The sequence below is a fragment of the Bradyrhizobium diazoefficiens USDA 110 genome, assembly GCF_000011365.1.
In the GTDB taxonomy this organism is placed as follows: Bacteria; Pseudomonadota; Alphaproteobacteria; order Rhizobiales; family Xanthobacteraceae; genus Bradyrhizobium; species Bradyrhizobium diazoefficiens.
The window spans coordinates 6567713-6588153 of the sequence record NC_004463.1 but is presented as its reverse complement, the minus strand read 5'-3'; the positions used below and the strand labels follow the sequence as shown (position 1 = coordinate 6588153).

Annotated in this window: 18 protein-coding genes; 7 read left to right on the top strand and 11 right to left on the bottom strand. The window is 63.3% G+C overall.

What is annotated here, in order from left to right:
• Nucleotides 1-57 precede the first annotated feature (57 nt).
• The 3 genes from BJA_RS30305 to BJA_RS30295 all read right to left on the bottom strand — a co-directional run bounded on the left by BJA_RS30305 (nucleotide 58) and on the right by BJA_RS30295 (nucleotide 4425).
• Nucleotides 58-1260 (bottom strand): HAD-IIIA family hydrolase, encoded by a 1203-nt coding sequence (locus tag BJA_RS30305; RefSeq protein WP_038967022.1) that lies wholly within the window; start codon nucleotides 1258-1260, stop codon nucleotides 58-60.
• 78 nt (nucleotides 1261-1338) lie between these two features.
• Nucleotides 1339-3849: a hypothetical protein gene (locus BJA_RS30300; RefSeq protein WP_011088728.1), complete on the bottom strand. Its 2511-nt coding sequence runs from the start codon at nucleotides 3847-3849 to the stop codon at nucleotides 1339-1341.
• A 51-nt stretch (nucleotides 3850-3900) separates the two neighbouring features.
• Entirely contained in the window at nucleotides 3901-4425 is a 525-nt protein-coding gene (locus tag BJA_RS30295) for a class I SAM-dependent methyltransferase (RefSeq protein ID WP_082901050.1), read from the bottom strand.
• Between the two features lie 458 nt (nucleotides 4426-4883).
• On the opposite strand from BJA_RS30295, the gene BJA_RS30290 reads away from it, so the two are divergent.
• The 3 genes from BJA_RS30290 to BJA_RS30280 all read left to right on the top strand — a co-directional run bounded on the left by BJA_RS30290 (nucleotide 4884) and on the right by BJA_RS30280 (nucleotide 7813).
• On the top strand, nucleotides 4884-5624 hold the full coding sequence (locus BJA_RS30290) for a hypothetical protein (RefSeq protein ID WP_051000347.1): 741 nt from the start codon (nucleotides 4884-4886) through the stop codon (nucleotides 5622-5624).
• 92 nt (nucleotides 5625-5716) lie between these two features.
• Nucleotides 5717-6559 (top strand): hypothetical protein, encoded by an 843-nt coding sequence (locus BJA_RS30285; RefSeq protein ID WP_236842096.1) that lies wholly within the window; start codon nucleotides 5717-5719, stop codon nucleotides 6557-6559.
• 30 nt (nucleotides 6560-6589) lie between these two features.
• Nucleotides 6590-7813 (top strand): hypothetical protein, encoded by a 1224-nt coding sequence (locus BJA_RS30280; protein ID WP_011088723.1) that lies wholly within the window; start codon nucleotides 6590-6592, stop codon nucleotides 7811-7813.
• 30 nt (nucleotides 7814-7843) lie between these two features.
• Here the strand turns inward: BJA_RS30280 and BJA_RS30275 are convergent, their stop codons facing one another.
• Nucleotides 7844-8782 (bottom strand): glycosyltransferase family 2 protein, encoded by a 939-nt coding sequence (locus tag BJA_RS30275; protein WP_038967019.1) that lies wholly within the window; start codon nucleotides 8780-8782, stop codon nucleotides 7844-7846.
• A gap of 237 nt (nucleotides 8783-9019) precedes the next feature.
• On the opposite strand from BJA_RS30275, the gene rfbF reads away from it, so the two are divergent.
• Genes rfbF through BJA_RS30255 form a run of 4 tightly spaced genes read left to right on the top strand, consistent with a single transcriptional unit; the run spans nucleotide 9020 to nucleotide 13040 of the window.
• Nucleotides 9020-9790: a glucose-1-phosphate cytidylyltransferase gene (rfbF, locus tag BJA_RS30270; protein WP_011088721.1), complete on the top strand. Its 771-nt coding sequence runs from the start codon at nucleotides 9020-9022 to the stop codon at nucleotides 9788-9790.
• A complete protein-coding gene (gene rfbG / locus BJA_RS30265) occupies nucleotides 9787-10848 on the top strand; it encodes a CDP-glucose 4,6-dehydratase (RefSeq protein WP_038967024.1) in 1062 nt (353 codons plus the stop codon). Before rfbF ends, rfbG begins: the two co-directional genes overlap by 4 nt.
• A gap of 25 nt (nucleotides 10849-10873) precedes the next feature.
• Nucleotides 10874-12115 (top strand): class I SAM-dependent methyltransferase, encoded by a 1242-nt coding sequence (locus BJA_RS30260; RefSeq protein WP_236842095.1) that lies wholly within the window; start codon nucleotides 10874-10876, stop codon nucleotides 12113-12115.
• Nucleotides 12108-13040: a hypothetical protein gene (locus tag BJA_RS30255; protein WP_011088718.1), complete on the top strand. Its 933-nt coding sequence runs from the start codon at nucleotides 12108-12110 to the stop codon at nucleotides 13038-13040. The genes BJA_RS30260 and BJA_RS30255 overlap by 8 nt, the downstream gene beginning before the upstream one ends.
• Nucleotides 13041-13065: 25 nt before the next feature.
• On the opposite strand, the gene BJA_RS30250 is transcribed toward BJA_RS30255, so the two are convergent.
• From BJA_RS30250 to BJA_RS30220, 7 genes are read right to left on the bottom strand one after another with little or no spacing between them, the layout of a single operon-like run.
• Nucleotides 13066-13905 carry an SDR family oxidoreductase gene (locus tag BJA_RS30250; RefSeq protein ID WP_011088717.1) on the bottom strand — a complete coding sequence of 280 codons (840 nt, stop codon included), beginning with the start codon at nucleotides 13903-13905 and terminating at the stop codon, nucleotides 13066-13068.
• 14 nt (nucleotides 13906-13919) lie between these two features.
• Entirely contained in the window at nucleotides 13920-14681 is a 762-nt protein-coding gene (locus BJA_RS30245; protein ID WP_011088716.1) for an SDR family NAD(P)-dependent oxidoreductase, read from the bottom strand.
• A complete protein-coding gene (locus BJA_RS30240) occupies nucleotides 14678-15526 on the bottom strand; it encodes a sugar phosphate isomerase/epimerase family protein (RefSeq protein ID WP_011088715.1) in 849 nt (282 codons plus the stop codon). Before BJA_RS30240 ends, BJA_RS30245 begins: the two co-directional genes overlap by 4 nt.
• Nucleotides 15523-16287 (bottom strand): SDR family oxidoreductase, encoded by a 765-nt coding sequence (locus BJA_RS30235; RefSeq protein WP_038967020.1) that lies wholly within the window; start codon nucleotides 16285-16287, stop codon nucleotides 15523-15525. The genes BJA_RS30240 and BJA_RS30235 overlap by 4 nt, the downstream gene beginning before the upstream one ends.
• On the bottom strand, nucleotides 16280-16969 hold the full coding sequence (locus BJA_RS30230) for an acylneuraminate cytidylyltransferase family protein (RefSeq protein WP_011088713.1): 690 nt from the start codon (nucleotides 16967-16969) through the stop codon (nucleotides 16280-16282). The genes BJA_RS30235 and BJA_RS30230 overlap by 8 nt, the downstream gene beginning before the upstream one ends.
• A complete protein-coding gene (locus BJA_RS30225) occupies nucleotides 16969-18888 on the bottom strand; it encodes an N-acetylneuraminate synthase family protein (RefSeq protein WP_236842094.1) in 1920 nt (639 codons plus the stop codon). Before BJA_RS30225 ends, BJA_RS30230 begins: the two co-directional genes overlap by 1 nt.
• Before the next feature lie 22 nt (nucleotides 18889-18910).
• Nucleotides 18911-20287, bottom strand: coding sequence for a CBS domain-containing protein (locus BJA_RS30220; protein WP_011088711.1), 1377 nt, complete (start codon nucleotides 20285-20287; stop codon nucleotides 18911-18913).
• Nucleotides 20288-20441 lie beyond the last annotated feature (154 nt).

Below are 20441 nucleotides of genomic sequence, written 5' to 3'. Positions count from 1 at the left end.
AGCAGCGCGCGGCACCCCCCAAATGCCCGGGGATGCAGCAGTTTTTGTGACAAACGCCTAACCCTTGTCGGCCGGCTTCAGGCGCTGTTTTACGAACGCCTCCAGATTCCCGCCTTCAAACATGTGGCCCGCAAGGCCCGCGGCCTGCGCCGCCGCCATGTCGCTGTCCTTGTCCCCGACCACCATGCTGCGTGTCATGTCGACCGAAAAGCGCTGCGCGAGATCGGTGATCATGCCCGGCGCGGGCTTGCGCCGGTCGCTGATGCGGCAATAGCGGGCGACGGTTCCGTCGGGATGATCGGGGCAATACTCGAAAGCATCGATATGCGCACCAATCAGCGCCATCTGGTCCGCCATCCAGCGGTGCAGGGCGAGGACGTGATGCTCCTCGTAGTAACCGCGCGCGACGCCGGATTGATTGGTGATGACGAAGGCGAAATAGCCGGCGTCGTTGACCGCCTTCACCGCCTCGCGCGCGCCCTCGATCCATTCGAGCTTGTGCGTCTCGAACGTGTAGCCTGAATCATGGTTGAGCACGCCGTCGCGGTCGAAGAACACGGCGGGACGCTGCAGCTTCTCGCGCAACTCGCGATCGGCGCGCGCGAAATCATCGGGGATGCCGATGTCGATGAAATAGCCGCGATAGGCCGTCCCGCGCAACTCGCCGGATCGGACGAGGCCGGGAAACACGTCCTGCTCGAGCGAGGCGGGAAGCTTTGCGATTTCGGCGATGATGGACTTGTCGACGACGTAGATGCCTGCATTGACCGGTCCCGTGGCGCCCGCACCCGGCGCGATGAAGTCGCGCACGATGTCGCCGTCGAGCACGACGCGCCCGTAGCGGTCCCCGACGACGCCGTCGCGCAGTGCCATGTGAACGCGCCCGCCTTGCGCGCGCGCGATCAGATCGAGCAGGTTGAAGTCGAACAGGGAATCGCCGTTCAGCAGCAGGAAATGCTGGTCCAGGAGAGGCGCCGCGTGGACCAGCGCGCCGCCCGTGCCGAGAGGCTCGGTCTCGCGCGACACCACGATCTTTGCCCGGCCTCTGGTCGCGCCGGCATAATGGGTCTCGACGATCTCGGCCTTGTGACCGGCAAGCAGCAGGATTTCGTCGAAGATTTGGTAGCGATCGAGCTCGTCGATCAGCGTGTCGAGAAATGGCCGGCCGCCGATTTCCAGCATCGGCTTTGGCCGCGCCTTCGTGCGCTCGCCAAGCCGCGTGCCCAGTCCACCCACGAGAATGACGGCCTGTCTCAACATGAGGTGCTCCTCTGGCAGCACGGACGACGGGGCGTAACGTGTACCAGGGCGGGGGGTAATTTCTGGCCCATTTCCATATCAGCGCGAACAGGGAATGCGAACGACGACCGTGCGGCTGTTGGCAAACGGGACCGGGAACGGGCTCGCGCGGAGTTCATCGACTATCGCCGGGTCCATTGGTTCCGCGGGAGGGAAATAGCTGACCCGCTGGTCGGCCGCGAGATGCGTCCAGCTGATCGTACGGGGCGTGATGATCGCGACCAGGTCCCAGGCATTCTCATCCGACCCCAGAATACCCCGTATCGTGGACTTCGCTTGCTCATTCGCTGCTTCCTGGCTTGCGGGCACAGTTGCGTTGGAAGGCGTCTCAGCAGACTTCTGCATCGATGGCTTCTCGTCGCGGACGGTTCGCATGATTCCGCCCAGGGCATCGATCCTCCGCATCTGGAAGAAGGTCTCCGAATTCCTTTCCTGGAACAACGGGGCGATCAAGCGGCAGGCGTTTGCAAGCCGCTGAGGTCCTTCAACCGGCTGCAGCACCGCGCGCACGACCGATTTTGCCTGCTTCGCGACCGCCTCGTTCACGGTGTCCAGATTGGAGAAAAGATAGGCACCCGGAGCGCCCGTGAGCGCCTGGATCATGCCCAACGTATACGGGTCGGAGAGAATGATGCCCTTTCGCAGATTGCCGTGGAGCCAGCGGGCCACCTCGATCTCGTCGGCGTTATAGTGGGAAACAACCGCGGCGCTGTCCGGGAGTGCCCCGTAACTGTAGCTCCTGATGACGCCGGACAGGCCGGCCCTATCGACGGCAACGCCCAATCCCAACACGCCCGCAAGACCGCAAATGTAGACCAGCCTCGACCGGGCCAAGGTCAATAGCGCGGTCACCATGAGCAGCACGACGACTGCGATTTCCGTCGGGCGTAGAAACGCCGGGTAACCGGCAAGAGGGAGGTCGGACCGCCAGGCAAACGCGTACGCTGCGGCCACAAGAATGGTCGCGAGCAGCGTGACCACCGCCGCAACCAGAGCCCGCCGATATCGGGAGGAAGAACCGGGATCGGCGAGCAATTGACAGAATATCTCGGTGGCCGTGATCGTGAACAGCGATAAAATGATTGCGTTGGTGCGGTACAGGAACGGGAAGCCACAGAGCACGGCGAGGCTCAGGCCGCAGCCGGCGATCCAGGACCACACGAGTATCGCGAAGCCTTCGGTCTGAGTTCCGATCGCACCGGAGGGAACACGAAGGACGGGGCGGGTCATCCACCACCACGCCACACCGAGTACGATGCAGATGGCAAAGAGCGGGCCCATCGCCCGGCCAAGCTCGATCGTGGCGACCTGCGGCCCAGCGCCCAGGAACAGCTCTCCACCGCCTTCGATTCTTTGGCCCAGGATCAGTCCCGTAATCGCAGAGAACGTGTCGTTGGCGCTTAGTGGCGGAATGTAGCCGACGCGCATTCCCGCAACGCAGATGACGATTCCGGCAATGATCAGCGGTAGTCCGAAAGATAGAAGGCGCAGGAACGCGATGCCAGGCGACGGCCAGGCGGAGATCATCCGCACGGTGGCTAGATACAAGAGCCAGCTGACCAGGACGGTTGGGATGAACAGGTAGGAACCGCGGTGCGCAAGCAGCAGCACCGCCGGCCAGACGCAACCAAGGAAGAGAAGCCCCGCATTTCCGCCGCTCTTGGTCAGGATCCTGGACAACAATAGCGCGGCCATGAGCAGGGCAAGCATGAACGTGTTGTTGTTGACCGCAAAAGCGACCAGCAGCGTTGCGCCCGCGCTGACGGTCAGCAGGAGAGCAGGTCGCGTCGACAGGCCGCTCGCTTTCCGATCCGCATTGCTCATCAGCACGCCAAGAAACACGACACTGCTGGCGACGGCCAGGCTGCCGTTCGTGATCAAGGCGAAAGTATTGCCGGTCGCCGCGAAGAAGAAGGCGATCCATTTTCGTGGAGAAGCTGAGTAGATGCCCTGCACGAAGGCATAGGACGCCAGCAGGAAGAACAGAATCGAAAAGAAGCGATAGGTCCAGGTAAATTTCAGGAGATCCAGGCCGAGCGTTCCGGCAAGGGCGCCCGCGACTGCCGAGCGAAGGTCGACATAGGATTGGGCCGCGTACGGATTGATGACGCCACTGTCGGCGTACTCTTGCGCCGTCTTCATCCAATGAACATCCGCGCCGATGTCCGCGTAAGGAAAGCTGGAATATGCGCCGAAGAACAACCACCATGTCAGGAGCGCAATCGGCAGGGACAGAATGCACCAGGTGGCCGCCGCGCGCGCCTCTCCGGCGCCCGGCCGCCAGTTGGGCCATGACCAGGCAAGTCCGAAGCAGGCTATGGCAACCATAGCCGCGAACTGAAGCCAAATGTCGCGCGCGAATAGCGATAACAGTCCGAACAGGATGCCCGTTGCAGAGGCGCCGACGGTAAACCCGAGAACGACGAACTGAGCCTTCGTGAGCCGACACATCTGGACGAGCTTCGGTGACGCAATCGCCAGAATCGAAAACCCGGTGCCGAGCTGAATCAGGAAGAACAGGAACGTCAGGACAAATGTCGTCGTCCACATCGCGATATCTCTATGGTGGGCGCCGGCCAGGCAGCCCGGGATTGGCGACCTTCAGTTGCTTCCCGGCAGATCGGCCGGGCGGCCCACGATCAGGGAGCCCAGCGTAAACAGATCCTCTTCCGAAAAGCCTCTGAAGCATGGGGCCAGTCGTCGCAGGATGTCTTGCTCCGGTGGTCGACGGTCAGGTTGATCGCTGAGCAGCTCAAACCCGGCCTCTCTGAAGAGCTGTAGATATTCGCTGTGTCGCAAACGGTTGACGTATTGGAATCTCGACTGGAAAGGCGCCCAATCCCCCTCGGAATAGGTCAGGAAATTGAACGAGCTGATGGACGGATCGAAGCCCTTGAAGTGGTCGCCGTAATCGATCTGCATGAGGACCAGTCCGTCAGGACGCATGATGCGTCGCAGCTCCTTGAAGATTGCCGCGATGTCGCTCTTGGGAATGTGCTCGAGGGTTTCGACGGAGACGGCGCAGTCGATCGAACCGGCCGGCAGACCTGTCGCGCGGGCATCGGCGGGTGCGCGATATTCGATCCTCCACGAACGCTCGCGCTTTCGTTTGCCAGCGCACGTCAGCGGTTCCTCGGCGGAATGGGCGTCGTGTTTGGAGGAATGCTAACGAGCGGTCGTTGAAGCACGGTGTAGGTCCAGGATAGGCCGATGTTCCGGCAGATACCACGTCAAGTAGCCGATTTCGGTCATACGGGAGCCGCAGGGGCAATGCAAGGATTCGAGGGCGGGCGGCAACGCGCGCATTTGAGGACAGAGTGTTATCTTTTCCGACCGTCAGGCTTTCCGGCTGCCACAGTGACAGGTTGCTTTGAGCTTGACGACCGTGCTCGGGGCGAGCCACATCTCCCAACCCGCCCGTTGCGGCGCCGTTCCCGGTTGATTCCCCTTTCGGCTGAGCGTAAACAGACACCGAGATCGCGCCGACGTTTTGGCATGCGGGCAGGGACATCGTATGATTTGTAGAATGCCGCCGGTCGATTCGGCCTGTGCCGGTTCCTTGCTCTCCCGCCGAGTCCTGTCGAATGCCCGGTGAATTGCAGATCAGCGAGGCCGTCGCAAGGGGCTATCCGCCCGCGGTGCTCTACCTGCGCAACGACGAGACCGTCACGACGGAAGTCTGCGCATTCAACTACTTCTCGGTCTTCACGAAGGATCATCCGGAAGTGGATGCCCACGTCTGGTTGTTCGACGGAGCGGGCAAGCAGGCTGGATATTTCCACAGGGAACTCGGCGTTAACGGACAGTTGCAGCTGCAGACATCGGGGCTTTGTCCGCGCGTTTCGGGAACAGTGGCGATGGCTTTGGTGCCGAAACATGAGACCAAGCTTCGGCCCGGACGAAAGGTGACGACCGGTTACTACGCACAATATTTCTCGCAGCGCGGCGCAATAACATTGTCGCACGAGCGCGAGCCCGTCGCAGCAGCGCCGTTCCCGACCTCCGCCTGGATGCAGTCCTATCTCACGCGCTTCCTGAGGGAGTCTGGTGTTGTGCTCGTGAACTCCTGCATGGCGTCCGAGGGCGCCTCGGTGGGTACGGCTCGACTCATGGCTCTGAATGGCACCGCACTGGGCGAGCGCGCGCTTCCGGAAATTGCGCCGATGGGCGCGGTCCGCATCAGCACGCTGGACCTCTTCCCGGAGGCCGAAAGATTGATTGGTGCGGATGAAGGATTTGCCCTGGAGTTCAAGGGAACCAATATCGCCAGTCCGTTCAGCTACTACGAATTTGCCAACGGCAAGTTCAGCTTGCATCATTTCTAGAGGCGGCGCCCGTGACACGTTTCTCTTCAACTCCTTGGAGGCCTCACGAGCCCAGGTTCATGTTCCCGACCTTTGCTGGGGTCGAGTCGCGCATGGGGTTCTCGATCCCTGCTTGGTATCGTCCGGTCGACATCAGGTATCTTCGCAGCCTCATCGCCGGCAGCCTGCGCAAGAACTTTCGCGAAACGGTCAAGGACCTCGTGCCCGAGCTCGCCAGCCTCGTCGCTTCGGGATTCAGCAAGAAGCTCAGGTTCAAGCTGCACATCCTGTCGCGTCAGGGCGATTACCGCGCGACCTACGAGTTCCCTGAAAACTATGCGCCGGGTGCGACCGTCGAGATCGAGCTGTCGCGCCTCTTCGCGACGCTCAAGCTGCCGCAGGACGACTATTTGGTCATCGCCGTGATGTCGCGCGGACGCATGGACGGCTTTCGCTCCTCGCCTGCCAGCTATTCCATGACCTATGTGGATCAGGACAACGTCGCGATCTATCGCACTGGAGCGTTTGCCCGGCCGTTGAACGAGGGCAGGCTCAAGGCACATGTCGGATTTACCGGCATTAACCCGAAGATCATTGCGACCAGTGACATCGTCAGCAGCCTGTTGCTGATCAATCATTCCTCCGATCCCGAATATGCTCATGCGGCCCGGCCGACGTCTCGGCTGATCCGCGAGGATGGCGAGGAACTGGAGGCGGACTTCGGCGAGATTCCGCCGCTCGGAGCACGCGAGATGTCGGTCGTGGATATGTTCGGCAGTTGTGTGTTCGACTTTCTCAAGCCGTTCGGCGGTCGCGGAAGCACAGTCACCACCTGCACCGGGGTCACGCTCGCCAGCCTGCATTTGCAGCGCACGAACGACAACCGGCGGACGCTCCTGGGCATCGAGCATTCGCGTCCCGCTCACATGAATCTCGCCGGCATCCTGCAACACTGATTTGGAAATCGATTGACGGAGCGCGGGTCTATGCTGTCATCGCTCGGCGGTCCTGGCCGATTGCTGAATTTCGACGAGCGCATGAAGACTCCATCCCTCGGCCTGGTGATGGGATTCTGGTTCATCTCGAATGTTCTCGTTATCGCCTGGTGGTGGGCCGACATATCCGACAGGTTTCTGCCTGGCGTGCTTCGATATGCCGGAATAGCCTTCTTCGTGAGTGCGGCTCTCGCTCCGCTCGTGCTGCTCTTCAAGGTTCGAAGGAGTTTCTTCAATCCGGTCGTGCTGGGGCTGCTCGTTTGTTGCTGTCTTGCGCTATCCATCACCGCGCACGAAGCAAACCTGCTGCGCGAGCGGTTGCAATTCAGTCTCGATCACGAGCGCGAATTTGCCCATATCGACGCCGTTGAAGGCGTCATCCGGCCGTTGATCGCCAGGATCACCGAGGTTTACGTCCAGATCCTTGGCGACGACCACACCCGGGGAGGCTCGACGTTCCATACCCACATCGTCGCGAACTACATGTTCGATTCGCTGTCGTTCCTTGCGGTATTTGCACTGGCGACGCTGCTGCTTTCGCCGACGGCGTCATGGCTATGCCTGCTGACTTTCGCGTTCTACACGCAAATCGCGATCTATCCGGGACGCATGGGCCCGGTCTTTATTGCGGGCGGATTGTTCTGGCAGCTCTTTTTGCTGGTATCGCGTCAGTATCCAGCCGCGATTATTTCAGGGTTGATCATCAGTTTCGGCCGCACCGATGTCGTGTTCGCTTCGGCATTCGTGCTTCTGAGTCTCGCCGCTTTCGAGCGGCGATGGCCGACGCCAAAGGAATGGGGCCTGTTTGGCCTGCTCGTCGGCATTTCGATAGCCGTGCCGAAGATTCTGATCTGGATGCACCCCGGAACGGACTTCAGATCGTTCCTGATCACGCATGGGGATTATTTCTCCAAACTCGTCGTCAATCTGCTCACCATGAAGCTTGCGGTGGCGATCGCCAGCCCCGTCCTCGCGATCGTGATTGTGAGGACGTTCGCGCTGACGCGGACGATGGCCGTCGTCCTTCCGGCAGGTCTGGTCCATGTGGGGATCGTCTTTGTGATCGCCGACTTTTCCGAGACGCGACTGATCATACCTGCGCTGACTGCGCTTGCTTTTGTGGCCAGCGAAGGGCTCGGAAAACTGTTGGAAATAGGCGCTGCGGACCGGGGTGTGACGACCACCCAGGATGCCTCGCTGGCCGACGGGCACTGAAGGCCCGGGCGTCACCGGACGTCAGGTCGGTCAGAAATTGATCCGTTCGCGCTCGACAACGATCGGCCGTCGCCGGACCTGGTTGTAGATCGCGACGATATATTCGCCGAGCACGCCGAGGAAAAACAACTGCACGCCACCGAAGAAGAACAGGCCGATGACGATCGTGGGGATGCCGTGCGGACCGATGTCGAAGCCGGCTAACTTGAGCAGGAACACGACGAACGCATAGGCGAAGCTCAGCGACGAGATGATCAGTCCGAAGAAGAATGCGGTACGTAGCGGCACGGTCGAGAAGCTGATGGCGCCGAGCAGCCCCTGGTCGATCAGGCTCGACAGCCGGTTGCGGGATATGCCGTGCTTTCGCGCGAGCCAGGTGTAGGGCACGCCGATCGAGCGGAAGCCGCATTCGAACGGCATCATGCGCATGAAGGGCTGGACGTCCTCGAACTGCTTCATGGCGTCGAGCACCTTGCGGTCGACCAGCTGATAGTCGCCGACGTCGGCCGGATAGTCGACATAGGACATGCGGCTGATCATCTTGTAGTACATGTGGCGGGCCGTGCGGCTCAGGAACGGCTCCTCGCGTCGCGCCCGGATGCCGAACACGATCTCATAGCCGTCTTCCCAATGCTTGACGAAAGTCGGGATCAGCGACGGCGGGTCCTGCAAATCCGCGGGCATGAACAATATGGTGGCGTCGCCTGTCGAGGCCAGCACGCCGTTGTAGGTGTTCCTCAACACGCCGAAATTCCGGGCGTTCACGATGACCTTCACCGAGGGATCCTCGGCTGCGATCTCCTTGAGAATCTCCACCGTCCGGTCGCTCGAGGCGTTATCGCAGAAGATGTGCTCGCGCTCGTAACCCGGAAGCTCACGGTCGAAGATTTCCTTGACCGCCGCGTAGCATTCCCGGATTCCCGCCTCCTCGTTGTAGCAGGGCGTCACAAGGCTGATCTTCTTCCGCATCAATCCTCCAGGACGTCCATCGGGCGGGATTACTCCCCCCGCGGGGGGAGTCGGGCAGCCGGCGGCCGCCCGAGGGGACTGGCGCGCCGGTGGTGGGGTTGCCATCCTTTAATCGTTTCTTTAGCAGGTAAGTCGGCAACTTCAACCGTTCCGGGAACAGGCGGGGACAGTTGGATCTTGTTGACAAGACTAGACTAATCGTTCTGATGTGACGTTTTCTGCTGGACGGGTATGAGCATGAAGGCCGTGATTCTGGCAGGTGGCTTCGGGACTCGCATCACCGAAGAGAGCCACATCAAGCCGAAACCCATGATCGAGATCGGCGGCAAGCCGATCCTGTGGCACATCATGAAGATCTTCTCGTCGCACGGTATCGACGAATTCATCATCTGCTGTGGCTACAAGTCCTACGTCATCAAGGAATATTTCGCTAACTACTTCCTCCATATGGCGGACGTCACCTTCGACCTCGCCAACAATGCGATGGAAGTGCACAACAAGTTCGCCGAGCACTGGAAGGTGACGTTGGTTGACACCGGCCTCAACACCATGACCGGCGGCCGTCTCAAGCGCGTCAGGGACTATGTCGGCAACGAGACGTTCTGCATGACCTATGGCGACGGCCTCGCGGACGTCGATATCGGCGCGCTACGCGAATTTCATCGCGCCCACGGCCGCCATGCGACGGTCACCGCCATCCAGCCGCCGGCGCGTTTCGGTGCGCTCGACATCGGCGACGACGTGGTCCGGCATTTCGAGGAGAAACCGCGGGGCGACGGTCGCTGGATCAACGGCGGCTTCTTCGTGCTGGAGCCGGCGATCTTCGACTATCTCGGGGACGACGCCACAATCTGGGAGCAGGAGCCGCTGAAGCGCCTGTCGCAGGACGGACAGCTCGCGGCCTACCGCCACACCGGCTTCTGGGAAGCGATGGACACGCTGCGGGACAAGCTGCATCTCGAACAACTCTGGGACAGCGGGCAGGCGCCGTGGAAGCACTGGCCATGAACGCCACTTTCTGGACGGGGAAGCGCGTTCTCGTCACCGGGCACACCGGCTTCAAAGGCGGCTGGATGGTGGCGTGGCTACGCCATCTCGGCGCCGAGGTCGCGGGTCTCGCGCTGCCGCCGTCGACGACCCCCAACCTGTTCGACCTGGCGCAGACTGCACGGGACACCGTATCGGTCTTCGCTGATATCCGCGATCCACTCGCGGTCAAGGCGGTGTTCGACCGATTCCAGCCCGAGATCGTGTTTCATATGGCGGCGCAGGCGATCGTGCGGGCGTCCTATGACGATCCGGTCGGCACCTATGCGACCAACGTCATGGGCACCGTGCACGTCTTCGAGGCGGTGCGGACCTCCGGCGTGCGCGTGGTGGTCAACGTCACCAGCGACAAATGCTACGATAACAAGGAATGGGTGTGGGGCTACCGCGAGACCGATCCGCTCGGCGGCAAGGATCCCTATTCCAGCAGCAAGGCCTGCGCGGAACTGGTCACGGCGGCGTATCGGTCCTCGTTCTTCAGCGGAACTCACCGGATCGGCTTCGCCAGCGCCCGCGCCGGCAATGTGATCGGTGGCGGCGACTGGGCGCAGGATCGTCTCGTCCCCGATGTGATCGCCGCGATCCGCAACGGGCAGCCGGTGCCGGTCCGCAATCCCGATGCGGTGCGGCCCTGGCAGCACGTGCTCGAGCCGCTGTCGGGCTACATTCTGCTCGCCGAGCATCTGTGGCGCGATCCGGCTGCATTCTCCAGCGAATGGAATTTTGGCCCCGACGCCGATAGCGTGCGCACGGTGCGCTGGCTGGTCGATCGCCTCGCGCTGTTGTGGGGCGTTCCGTCGCAGCAGATGCCGCAGCCGGGACAGCATCCGCACGAGGCGCGGCTGCTGTCGCTGGACAGCTCCAAGGCGCGGGCTCATCTCGGCTGGGCGCCGCGTTGGGGCCTCGATCGTGCCGCGTCCGCCGTGGTGGAGTGGTACAAGGCGTTCGAGCAGGGCGCCGCGGTCAGGCCAGTGATGGTTGACCAGATCGACGCATTCATGAACACCAGGCTGAACTAGCCGCCTGTCAAATCGGATCAATATGATGACCACCACGTCGACGAGACCGCTTACCGAGATCAAGAGTTGCGAGGTCTGCGGCAACGACAAGCTCGTGCCGGTGCTCGATCTCGGCCTGCATCCCCTGTGCGACGACCTGGTGGCGGTCGGCGATTCGCGCCAGTGCCGCGAATATCCGATTCTGATCGATTTCTGCCCGACTTGCGCCACTGGCCATCAGCGCTTCCAGGTTCCGAAAGAGGATCTTTTCCCCAAGGACTATCATTACCGCTCGCGTTTCACCGCCGATGTGCTCTCGGGAATGAAGGGTCTCGTGGCGACCTGCGCGGAGCGGATGGGACCCCTGACCGGCAAGATCGCGCTCGACATCGGTTGCAACGACGGCAGCCTGCTCGATTTCTTCCGTGAGGCCGGCGCGACAACGGCCGGCATCGAGCCGACCGGCGCGGCGCAGGACGCCGCCGCGAAGGGCCATTTCGTGGTGCAGAACTATCTCAGCACGGAGACCGCGGCCGAGATCCGTCGTGCAGTCGGCACGCCCGACATCATCACCTTCACCAACGTCTTCGCGCATATCGAGGATCTGAACGGCGTGCTTGCGGCGCTGAAGGCGCTGCTCGGGCCTCAGACGGTGATCGTGATCGAGAACCACTATCTCGGCGCGGTGCTGGACCGGCATCAGTTCGACACTTTCTATCACGAGCATCCGCGCACCTATTCGTACAAATCGTTCAGCTTTATCGCGAGATCGCTTGGCCTCGACATCGTCAATGTCGAATTTCCCGCGCGGTATGGCGGCAATATCCGCGTCATTCTCGGACACGCGGCGAAGAGCGATGCCGTCGCAGCCGAGATCGTCGCGCGCGAAAACAATTTCAGGGCCGAGTTCGCCCAGCTCGCGCGCGACGTCGAACTCTGGAAGGCGCGCAAGGGCGAAGAGCTGAAGAAGATCATTGCGGCACATGGTCCTGTCAGGGCCAAGGCGTTTCCGGGCCGTGCGGCGATCCTGGTCAAGTTGCTGGGACTGACCGAAAAGGAGATCGTGGCCGTCCACGAGAAACCCGGCTCGATCAAGATCGGGCACTATGTGCCGGGCACGCGCATTCCGATCGTGTCCGACGACGAATTGTTCGCGCATGGCGACCAGGGCAAGCCGTTGCTCAATCTCGCCTGGCACATCTCGCGTGAGATCCGTCAGTATCTCCAGGAAAACGGATACAAGGGGCCGGTGATCGACGTGCTCGGCGCGGACGATTTCCATGCCTGAGGCGCCCGTTTTCACGATCCTCGGATCGGGTTTCGGGATGTATGGGTATCTGCCTGCGCTGATCGAGTGCGGGATGAAGGTGGCGCTGCCGGAGCGCTACCGTGCGGTGGTCGGCGGGCGAAGCGAGCTCGTCCAATATGTGCCCGAGGTGACCTGGTGTCCCGGCACCGAGGAGGCGTTGGCGCAGGCGAGCGGTGCAGTGGTTGCGCTTCGTCCTGCCGATCAGGCCGGCTGGATGGCGCGGCTGGCAGACATGCCCGACATCCGCGAGTTGATCCTGGAGAAGCCGGTCGCGCCGACGCCGCAGCTTGCGGCGCAGCTCATCGAGGCGTTCGAGCACGCCGGCAAGCGCTATCGCGTCGGCTACACCTTTCGTTTCATGCCGTGGGCAGAGCGGCTCCGCGCGGTGCTCTGCGAGGGAACCGATGGTCTTTCGCTGGACTGGAGCTTCATGGCGCATCACTATCGCGCCAATCTCGCAAACTGGAAGCGGTTCGACGCCAGTGGCGGCGGCGCACTCCGCTTCTACGGCATCCATCTGATCGCGCTTCTTGCAGAGCTCAGCTACGACGATGTCTCGTCGTCGGTGGTTGGCGGCCCCTCGGATGGCGAGACGGCGTCCTGGGAGGCGGTCTTCACTGCACAGGCCCTGCCGCCGTTTGCGCTGCGGGTCGACAGTCGCTCCACGAAGACCTGCTTCAGGATCGCGGCAGACGAACGCGGGCCCGCCGTCGTGGACCTATCCGATCCCTTTGCGTCGGTGAGGCAGGCCGTTGTGAATGTTCGAGATCCCAGGGTCGATGTGCTTGCACGTTTGTGCCGCTCGCTCGACGCTGACGACGCAAGCCACGCGCAGCGTCAGCGCAACATCATCGCGCTGTGGGCGCGGGTGGAGGCGACGTCTCGCCGGATTGCCACGCTATGAGTTTGGCCGGCAGCGGTGCGAGCCGCTACCACACGCTCCGCCCGCCATCCATAACGAGGTTCTGCCCGGTCATGTAGCTCGAGGCATCCGAGCAGAGGAACTGGACCGCGGCGCGATATTCGTCGACCTCGGCCATGCGCCCCATCGGGATCAGGCGGGTGAGACGTTCCACGAAGGCGGGGTCCTGGTTGTTGAAGACGCCGCCCGGCGAGATCGCGTTGACGCGCACGCCGTGGTCGGCCCAGTAGGTCGCCAGATACTTCGTCAAACCGATCAGCCCGTGCTTGATCACCGAGTAGGTCACGGGCTTGACCGGCTGCTCCTCCTCGCGCGTCACATGCGGCTGGCGGTAGAGCCGCTGGTCCGGCGCGATCACGCCGAGATCGGAGGCGATGTTGAGGATCACGCCGCGGCCGCGTTTGGCCATCTGGCCGCCGAATTCCTGCGCGCACAGCATCGCCCCGGTCAGGCCCACCGCGATCTCGGTCTGCCATTGCGGCACCGGGAACGCTTCGAAGCGCGAGGAGTGCATGACGCCGGGGCTCGACGTCACCTTCGGATCGATGGCCGCGTTGTTGACGAGAATGTCGACGGTGACGCCGCGGCTCGCCAGCTGTTCGTTCGCGGCGCGTACCGAGTCCTGCGCGGTGACATCGAGCGCCAGCGCGATCAGATCGGCAGAGGGCGTGCTCTGCTTCAGCGCAGCGACGGCCGCCTCGGCCTGCGCGAGGCCGATTTCGGTGACGATAACGCGCGCCCCCGCCTCGGAAAGTGCAGCGACATGCTGCCGCCCGAGCAGGCCGCCGGCGCCGGTCACGAGCGCGGTGCGGCCGGTCAGGTCATAGCGGGAGGACGGGCTTGCCATCGGGGGGCTCCTGTTCAGCTGCGCAACTGGCCGCCATCGGCGACCATGACGCTGCCGGTGATGAAGGCGGCGCGGGGCGAGGCGAGGAACGCGACGAGGTCGGCGATCTCTTCCGGCCTGCCGAGCCGGCGCAGCGCCACCTCGCGCGCCAGCATGTCCTCGACCGCGGCCTTGTTCTCGGCGAGCTTGCGCGCCCAGGTCCCCTCGGCGGCCAGGATATTGCCCGGCGCGACCGCATTGATGCGGATGCCCTCGAGCGCCAGCGGCCGCGCCAGTCCGCGTACGGTCGCGTTCAGCGCCGCTTTCGCGGCGTAGTAGGTCACGGGCGCGCCGAGCGCCGCCATGCCTGCGATCGAGGAGATGCAGATGATGGACCGGTCGCCGCTGCCGCGCGCCATCAGCGGGCGTGCGGCGTCGATCGTGTTGGTGGTGGCGAAGAAATTGAGGTCCATCACCCGCGACCATTCCGCCGCGGTTTCCTTGCCCGGCGGCATGGAGGCGCCGCTACCGACGTTGCAGACGAGGATGTCGAGGCGGCCCCATTGCTTGTCGACGTCCTGCACCAGTGCCGCGGCGGCGGCGGGATCGGTGACGTCGGCGATATGGATCGAGCTGTCTCCGCCGACGGTCGCGCGCGCCGCGTTCAGCGCATCCGAGCCGCGCGCAGCCAGCGCGACCTTCGCTCCCTCGGCGGCAAGGGCAACGGCAATGGCAAGGCCGATGCCGCGGCTGGCGCCGGTGACGAGGGCGACGCGATCGTCGAGCTCGAGCTTCATCGCATCGCGTCCTCGATCCAGCCGACCGTCATGTCGCGATATCTGGCGAGCGCGCCCGCGTGGTCGCCGTCGGCGGCGCGTGCGGTTTGCAGGATATACTGACCCTCGTAGCCGGAGCGCTCGATCAGCCGGATCGTCTCGGCGAGATCGGCGTTGCCGGTGCCGAGCGGCACGGTGGTGCCGCCGCGAATGCGGTCCTTCACGTGCACATTGAGAATGCGCGGCGCGTAGGCCTCGATCTCCTCGCTGCTGTCATAGCCGAGCGAGGCGCTGTTGCCGCTGTCGTAGTTGATGCCGAAGACGTCTGCCGGGAACGCCTCCATGAACCGGGCGAGATCGCGCGGCGGCAGATCGGATTCGAAGACGATCTTGACGTTCTGTCTGGCAAGCTGTTCGCGGCGGGCGATCAGCACCCGCTTGAGCGTATCGCTCTCGCTCTCGCGTTCGATCTTGCCGTTGTCGACCAGCGGAATCACGACGAATTCGATGCCGATCCGGCTACAGGCGGCGATCAGCAGATCGAGATCGTTGACGAGCGCGTCGCGCACGACGGCGTCGACCTTCCAGAACGGCGCCTGCATGAAGCAGTCCCCAGTCAGGCTCGGAATGCGCAGACCGTTCTCGCGTGCCAGGGCGTTGATCTCCGCCTGGCCGGATTCGGTCGTGAGCGGATTTTCCCGCAGCCGCTCCTGATCGATGGTCCATTCCATCCGCGTCAGGCCGAGCGCCTTCGCGCGGGGAAATTCCTCGCGCCATTCATTCCACGGGAACGCCTGGATCTTGCCGTCGACCAGGGCCGACAGGCGTCCCTGCATGAACCCGATACGTTGCAGCGTTGCGGTCACGATTTGCTATCCGAGCTGATGGCGAGGCCCTTGGCGGTCCAGCCGCCGTCGACGAAGATCTCCTGGCCCGTCACATAGGCCGACGCGTCCGACGCCAGGAAGATCGCTGCGCCCACCATGTCCGCGGGCTGTCCCCAGCGGCCGAGCATGGTGTGGCGGCGCCGATCTTCGTGCATGGCGGGATCGGCATAGCTCTTCGCGGTCATCTCGGTTGCGACATAACCCGGCGCCAGCGCGTTGACGCGGACGCCATCGGGCGCATAGTCGGCGGCCAGCGCGCGCGTCAGCCCGGCGAGTCCGGCTTTCGCCGCGACATAGCCGGGATTGCCGGGGAAACCGCGGATCGAGTTGATGCTGGTGACGTTGACGATCGCGGCCGAGCCCGTCGTCTTCAGAAGCGGATAGGCGGCAAGGATCGTGGCGTAGACGCCGGTGAGGTCGGTCGCGACCGTAGCGCGGAAGCGCGCCAGCTCACTTTCGGCGCTCTGCGGAGGAAGGCTGATGCCGGCCGCGTTGACCAACGCGTCGATACGTCCGCCTTGCGCCGCGATGGCGTTGAAAGCACGCCCGATCGCGGCATCATCGGAGAGATCGCAGGCAATCGCGGTCACGCCCTGCGGCGCAGTCCCGGAACGGCTGAGACCGAATACCGTGGCGCCGGCCTCCTTCAGGCCGCTCGCAATCGCAGCGCCAATGCCGCGCGAGGCGCCTGTCACGACCGCGATCTTGCCTGCGAGAGAGAAGGCGCTGAGATCAGGCATAGCCGTAACTGCGCATGATGGCCCCACAGAGCTTGACGTCTTCGGGGCGGTCGATCTGGAACATCTTGTGGCGCTCCATCAGGTGAAAGCCGATCTTGCCGCCGAGACGATTGTTCTGTTCGCGCAGGAGTGAAGGAATCAATACGTAGAACGAGCCGTTCTCCAGGTAACGCTTCTCGATCTGCTGCCGCATGCGGCGGTTGTGATAGTCGTAGTTGATCGGCTCCGGCCCGTTTTGGCCGATGCGCCAGTTGAAATAGTCCTCGACCTCGCAGACCGAGAGCAGGCTGTCGAGATGCTCGCGATCGAAGGTCGCAAGCGCCTTCTCGATGTCGTCGGGTTCGCGGATCGGAGAGGTCGCCTGGAGCGCGACGATGCGCTCGAAGCGGCCCATCCGCTCGTCGATGGCGTTGAGCGCATGCAGCCAGGCGGACTCGGAGGAGGCGAGGTCGCCCGAAATGTCGTCGGGACGCCGCACGCCCACCGCGCCGGCGGCTTCCGCCGCCTGCAGAATCTTGTCGCTGTCGGACGAGACCGCCACCACGTCGACGCCCTGCGCGGCACGCGCCTGCTCGACCGTCCAGGCGATCAGCGGCTTGCCGCAGAGATCGAGCAGGTTCTTGTGCGGGATGCCTTTGGAGCCGCCGCGTGCAGCGATCACGGCCAGCGTCTTGCGCGCCATCAGATGTGTCCCTCAAGACGTTCGAGCGCGGTCCAGAAGCCTTCGCCCATGTTCTTGTGGCCCTGCCAGATCTCGGGAATGAACGATGCGGTGGGCGCATGCTTGCGCAGCACTTTTCCGATCTCGTCGAAATCGATCTCGCCTTCGCCGACCTGGAGGCCTTCACCGTCCAGTCCCTTGGCGTCGCCGAAATGCAGATGCGCGGTATGGGGGCCGAGCTGGGCGAGGCCTTGCGCGAAGTCGAAGCCGAAATGGTTGGCAGCGAGCTTGGTGTGGGAGATGTCGACGCACATACGCAGATCATGCCTGGCGCAGAAGGCGGCCGACTCCTCCGGGAAGATGAAGATGTTCTGGTGCCGCTGGCCGCCGAAGTGCCAGGGGAAGGGCGCCATAGTCTGCGGCGTCAGCTCGACACCGTCCATGTCGAGCTCTTTCAGGCTCTGCGCAAAGATCCTGTAACGCTCGGCCTTCTCTTCCGGCGGCAGCGGCTCGTCCATGGTGAAGCCGCCGATATTGGCGACGATCGGCGGGCGTTTCGTCTTGGGAAAGAACTTCTTGAGGCCGCGGGTGATGTCGATCACCGCCTGCGTCTGCTCGAGCGAATAGCGGCGCAACGCCTCGTCCGGCGTGGCGAGGTCCATCAGCTTGGAGCCGGCGAACAGCTCCGGGGCATGCACGACGAAGCCGAGATCATAGGTGCCGGAGAGATACGCCGCCGGATCGCGCTCCATGTCGCTGTAGCTGAGATGGAATTCGATGATGTCGGGCTCGCAGATTTCCAGGAAGCGCTCGGTGTCGTGGTAGCGCACCGGCACGCCCCAGGGGCGGTCGAAACGGTAACGGCGCGCCTTCGCGGCGCCCTCGTCGAGGTCGCTCTGGAAGAAATAATCGTCGGCCGCCATCTTGCGCTTGAGAATCTTGCCGATCAGGGCCGGCATCTTCAGCGGTGACAGGCCCTGGCCAGGGCTCTTCACGGCGATGTCGTCGTCGGAGATGACCGTGCCGGCTTCGATGTCGCGCGCAGCGACGAGGCTCTTTGCGAGGTTTTCGCGGTTGATCAACTCGCCCTGGCTGAGCGCGCGCTCGGCGAGCTTTTCGCCGCGCGCCGCTTCCACCTCGCGGATGCCGGTGACGAGCGCCTTGAACTCTTCCGGCTCCAGGCTCGCGGCATGGTCCGGGCCCTCCATCTCGCGGTCGAGCGTGATGTGGCGCTCGATCACGATCGCACCGAGGGCGACCGCCGCGGTCGATACCGCGGTACCGCGCTCATGGCCGGAATAGCCGACGAGCGGGTGGATCTCCCGCAGCGTATCCATGAAGCGCAGATGGATGTTGTGCAGGGCCGCGGGATAGGTGCTCTGGCAGTGCAGCAGCACATAACCCGCTTTGCGCTCGTCGAGGAATTCTGCCGCGGCCTTGATTTCCTCCGTCGTGCTCATGCCGGTCGAGACGATCAGCGTCTTGCCGGTCGCGATCAGCCTGGCGAGCAGGGGAAGGTTGGTCAGGTCGGCGGAGGCGACCTTGTAGGCTTGCACGCCGAAGCCCTCGAGCACTGCGACGCTCTTCGCATCCCAGGGCGTGCAGAGATACTGAATGCCCTTCGAGGCGCAGTAGTCGGCGATCTTCTTCTGCTGCTCCGTCGTCAGCTCGAAGCGGCGGAGCAGATCGAGCGTGTATTCGACGGCGAGGTCGTCGTCCTTTCCGGAGAGCGAGGAGGCGCGGTAGACCTCGTCGAGCTTTCGCATCTGGAATTTGGCGCAGTCCGCGCCGGCCGCGACCGCCGCATCGACCAGTGCGATGGCGCGGTCGAAATCGCCGTTATGGTTGTTGCCGACCTCGGCGATGACGTAGCAAGGCTCGCCGTCACCCAGAAGGCGGTTGCCGATACGGATCGGAGCTGGCTGTTTGGGCGGTATCATCAACATTCTCGTCTCACATGCGTCAGGTGGAGCGCGCGGGAAAGCGCGATTTCCACGTCCGCAGCCCGTTCTCTTCGAACATGATGCGCGAGCAGTTATGCCCCTGCTGTTCCAGCGACGCGATGAGCTGGTAGCGCTCGAACGGACGCACGAAGAACATGAAGTAGCCGCCGCCGCCGGCGCCCAGCAGTTTGCCGCCGACGGCGCCGTTCGACTTGGCGAAATCGTAGATGGCGTCGAGCTCGCTTGAAGAGATCTTGGAGCTGAGCTTGCGCTTGGCGTGCCAGGCTTCGTCGATGAGGCGTCCGCAATCCAGCAGCCGGCCGCGAAGGAGATGCTTGCGGATCTCGCGCGTCACCTCCTTCTGCTTGGCAGCGGCGGTCACCGCGTCGGCCGTCTCGTGCTGAGCTTTCTGGTCGCGATGAATCGCGCCGGAGTCATGACCTCCCCCGCTGTAGCAGAGCACCAGGCTCTCCTCGAGCTCGGCAATGATGTTGGGGTCGAGACGTAGCGGTACGATGGTGTTCTGGTCGGAGGAGAACTCCATGTGGTTGAAGCCGCCGAACACGGTGGCATATTGATCCTGCCAGCCGCCGGGAATGTTGAGCATCAGCCGCTCGGCCTGGAACGCCATTTCCGCGATCTCGTGGCGATCCCACTGGTCGCCGCGGAATTCGTTGAAGCATCCGATGATGGCGGAGGAGACCACCGCCGAGCCACCGAGGCCGGAGCCGACCGGGAAATCGGCGGAGACTTCGAGGTCGAACCCGTAGGTCGGCTTGATCAGGCGCACCACCGATTTGATCAGGGCGAGATCGCCGCCCGTGCCGAGCTCGGCGAGACTGCCGGCCTCGACCGTGCAGCGAAAATCGTGCGAATAAATCCGGATGCGGGGATCGCTCCGGCGCCGCAACGTCGCATGCGCATACATCTTGATCGTGGCGTTGATCACCGCGCCGCCATCATTCTCCACGAAGTAGTGCGTGAGATCGGTGCCGCCGCCGGAGAAGGAGATGCGGACCGGCGAGCGGGCGCGCGCGAAAACCTCGCTCTCCTCCGAGAGGTTGAACAGCTCGCGGCTGAACACGTCGACCAGCCGGCCGTCGGTGTCGAGGATGGGGACGACGTGCACGCGCTGGTCGAGCAGTTTGAGAATCTGCTCCCGTGGTCCTCCGGCCTGTGCCCAGACGAAGTTGCGGTTGATGCAGGCTGCTACCTGGTCGTGAATCGTGATGCCCGTCAGCATCCGCCGGCGGATGTCGCCATCGGTCACTGCGCCGACGATTCGTCCGCCCGATTCCTGCGCAAAGAGGATGCCGAGCCTGTTGGCGTTGAGGCGCCGGAAGGCTTCCTCAATCGTCTCTGTCTCGGCGATGGTGACGAGGGTTCGCTCAAGCACGTTTTAGGTCCAGGGAAAGCCGGATTCTGCCGGCTGCAATGAAGGCGCATGCCCGGTTTGTTCACCGCCCGGTAATACGGGAGCCGGTGGGGTGATGCAAGGTTCCGCTGGCGCGCCCCCAAGGCGATCCAAACGGGGCCGAAATGCCCACCTG

What these genes read in the sequence shown, in the direction of transcription:
- BJA_RS30305 (WP_038967022.1), bottom strand. Translation starts at nt 1,260, where the DNA reads ATGTTGAGACAGGCCGTCATTCTCGTGGGTGGACTGGGCACGCGGCTT.
- BJA_RS30300 (WP_011088728.1), bottom strand. Translation starts at nt 3,849, where the DNA reads ATGTGGACGACGACATTTGTCCTGACGTTCCTGTTCTTCCTGATTCAG.
- BJA_RS30290 (WP_051000347.1), top strand. Translation starts at nt 4,884, where the DNA reads ATGCCCGGTGAATTGCAGATCAGCGAGGCCGTCGCAAGGGGCTATCCG.
- BJA_RS30285 (WP_236842096.1), top strand. Translation starts at nt 5,717, where the DNA reads ATGGGGTTCTCGATCCCTGCTTGGTATCGTCCGGTCGACATCAGGTAT.
- BJA_RS30280 (WP_011088723.1), top strand. Translation starts at nt 6,590, where the DNA reads ATGCTGTCATCGCTCGGCGGTCCTGGCCGATTGCTGAATTTCGACGAG.
- BJA_RS30275 (WP_038967019.1), bottom strand. Translation starts at nt 8,782, where the DNA reads ATGCGGAAGAAGATCAGCCTTGTGACGCCCTGCTACAACGAGGAGGCG.
- rfbF (WP_011088721.1), top strand. Translation starts at nt 9,020, where the DNA reads ATGAAGGCCGTGATTCTGGCAGGTGGCTTCGGGACTCGCATCACCGAA.
- rfbG (WP_038967024.1), top strand. Translation starts at nt 9,787, where the DNA reads ATGAACGCCACTTTCTGGACGGGGAAGCGCGTTCTCGTCACCGGGCAC.
- BJA_RS30260 (WP_236842095.1), top strand. Translation starts at nt 10,874, where the DNA reads ATGACCACCACGTCGACGAGACCGCTTACCGAGATCAAGAGTTGCGAG.
- BJA_RS30255 (WP_011088718.1), top strand. Translation starts at nt 12,108, where the DNA reads ATGCCTGAGGCGCCCGTTTTCACGATCCTCGGATCGGGTTTCGGGATG.
- BJA_RS30250 (WP_011088717.1), bottom strand. Translation starts at nt 13,905, where the DNA reads ATGGCAAGCCCGTCCTCCCGCTATGACCTGACCGGCCGCACCGCGCTC.
- BJA_RS30245 (WP_011088716.1), bottom strand. Translation starts at nt 14,681, where the DNA reads ATGAAGCTCGAGCTCGACGATCGCGTCGCCCTCGTCACCGGCGCCAGC.
- BJA_RS30235 (WP_038967020.1), bottom strand. Translation starts at nt 16,287, where the DNA reads ATGCCTGATCTCAGCGCCTTCTCTCTCGCAGGCAAGATCGCGGTCGTG.
- BJA_RS30230 (WP_011088713.1), bottom strand. Translation starts at nt 16,969, where the DNA reads ATGGCGCGCAAGACGCTGGCCGTGATCGCTGCACGCGGCGGCTCCAAA.
- BJA_RS30225 (WP_236842094.1), bottom strand. Translation starts at nt 18,888, where the DNA reads ATGATACCGCCCAAACAGCCAGCTCCGATCCGTATCGGCAACCGCCTT.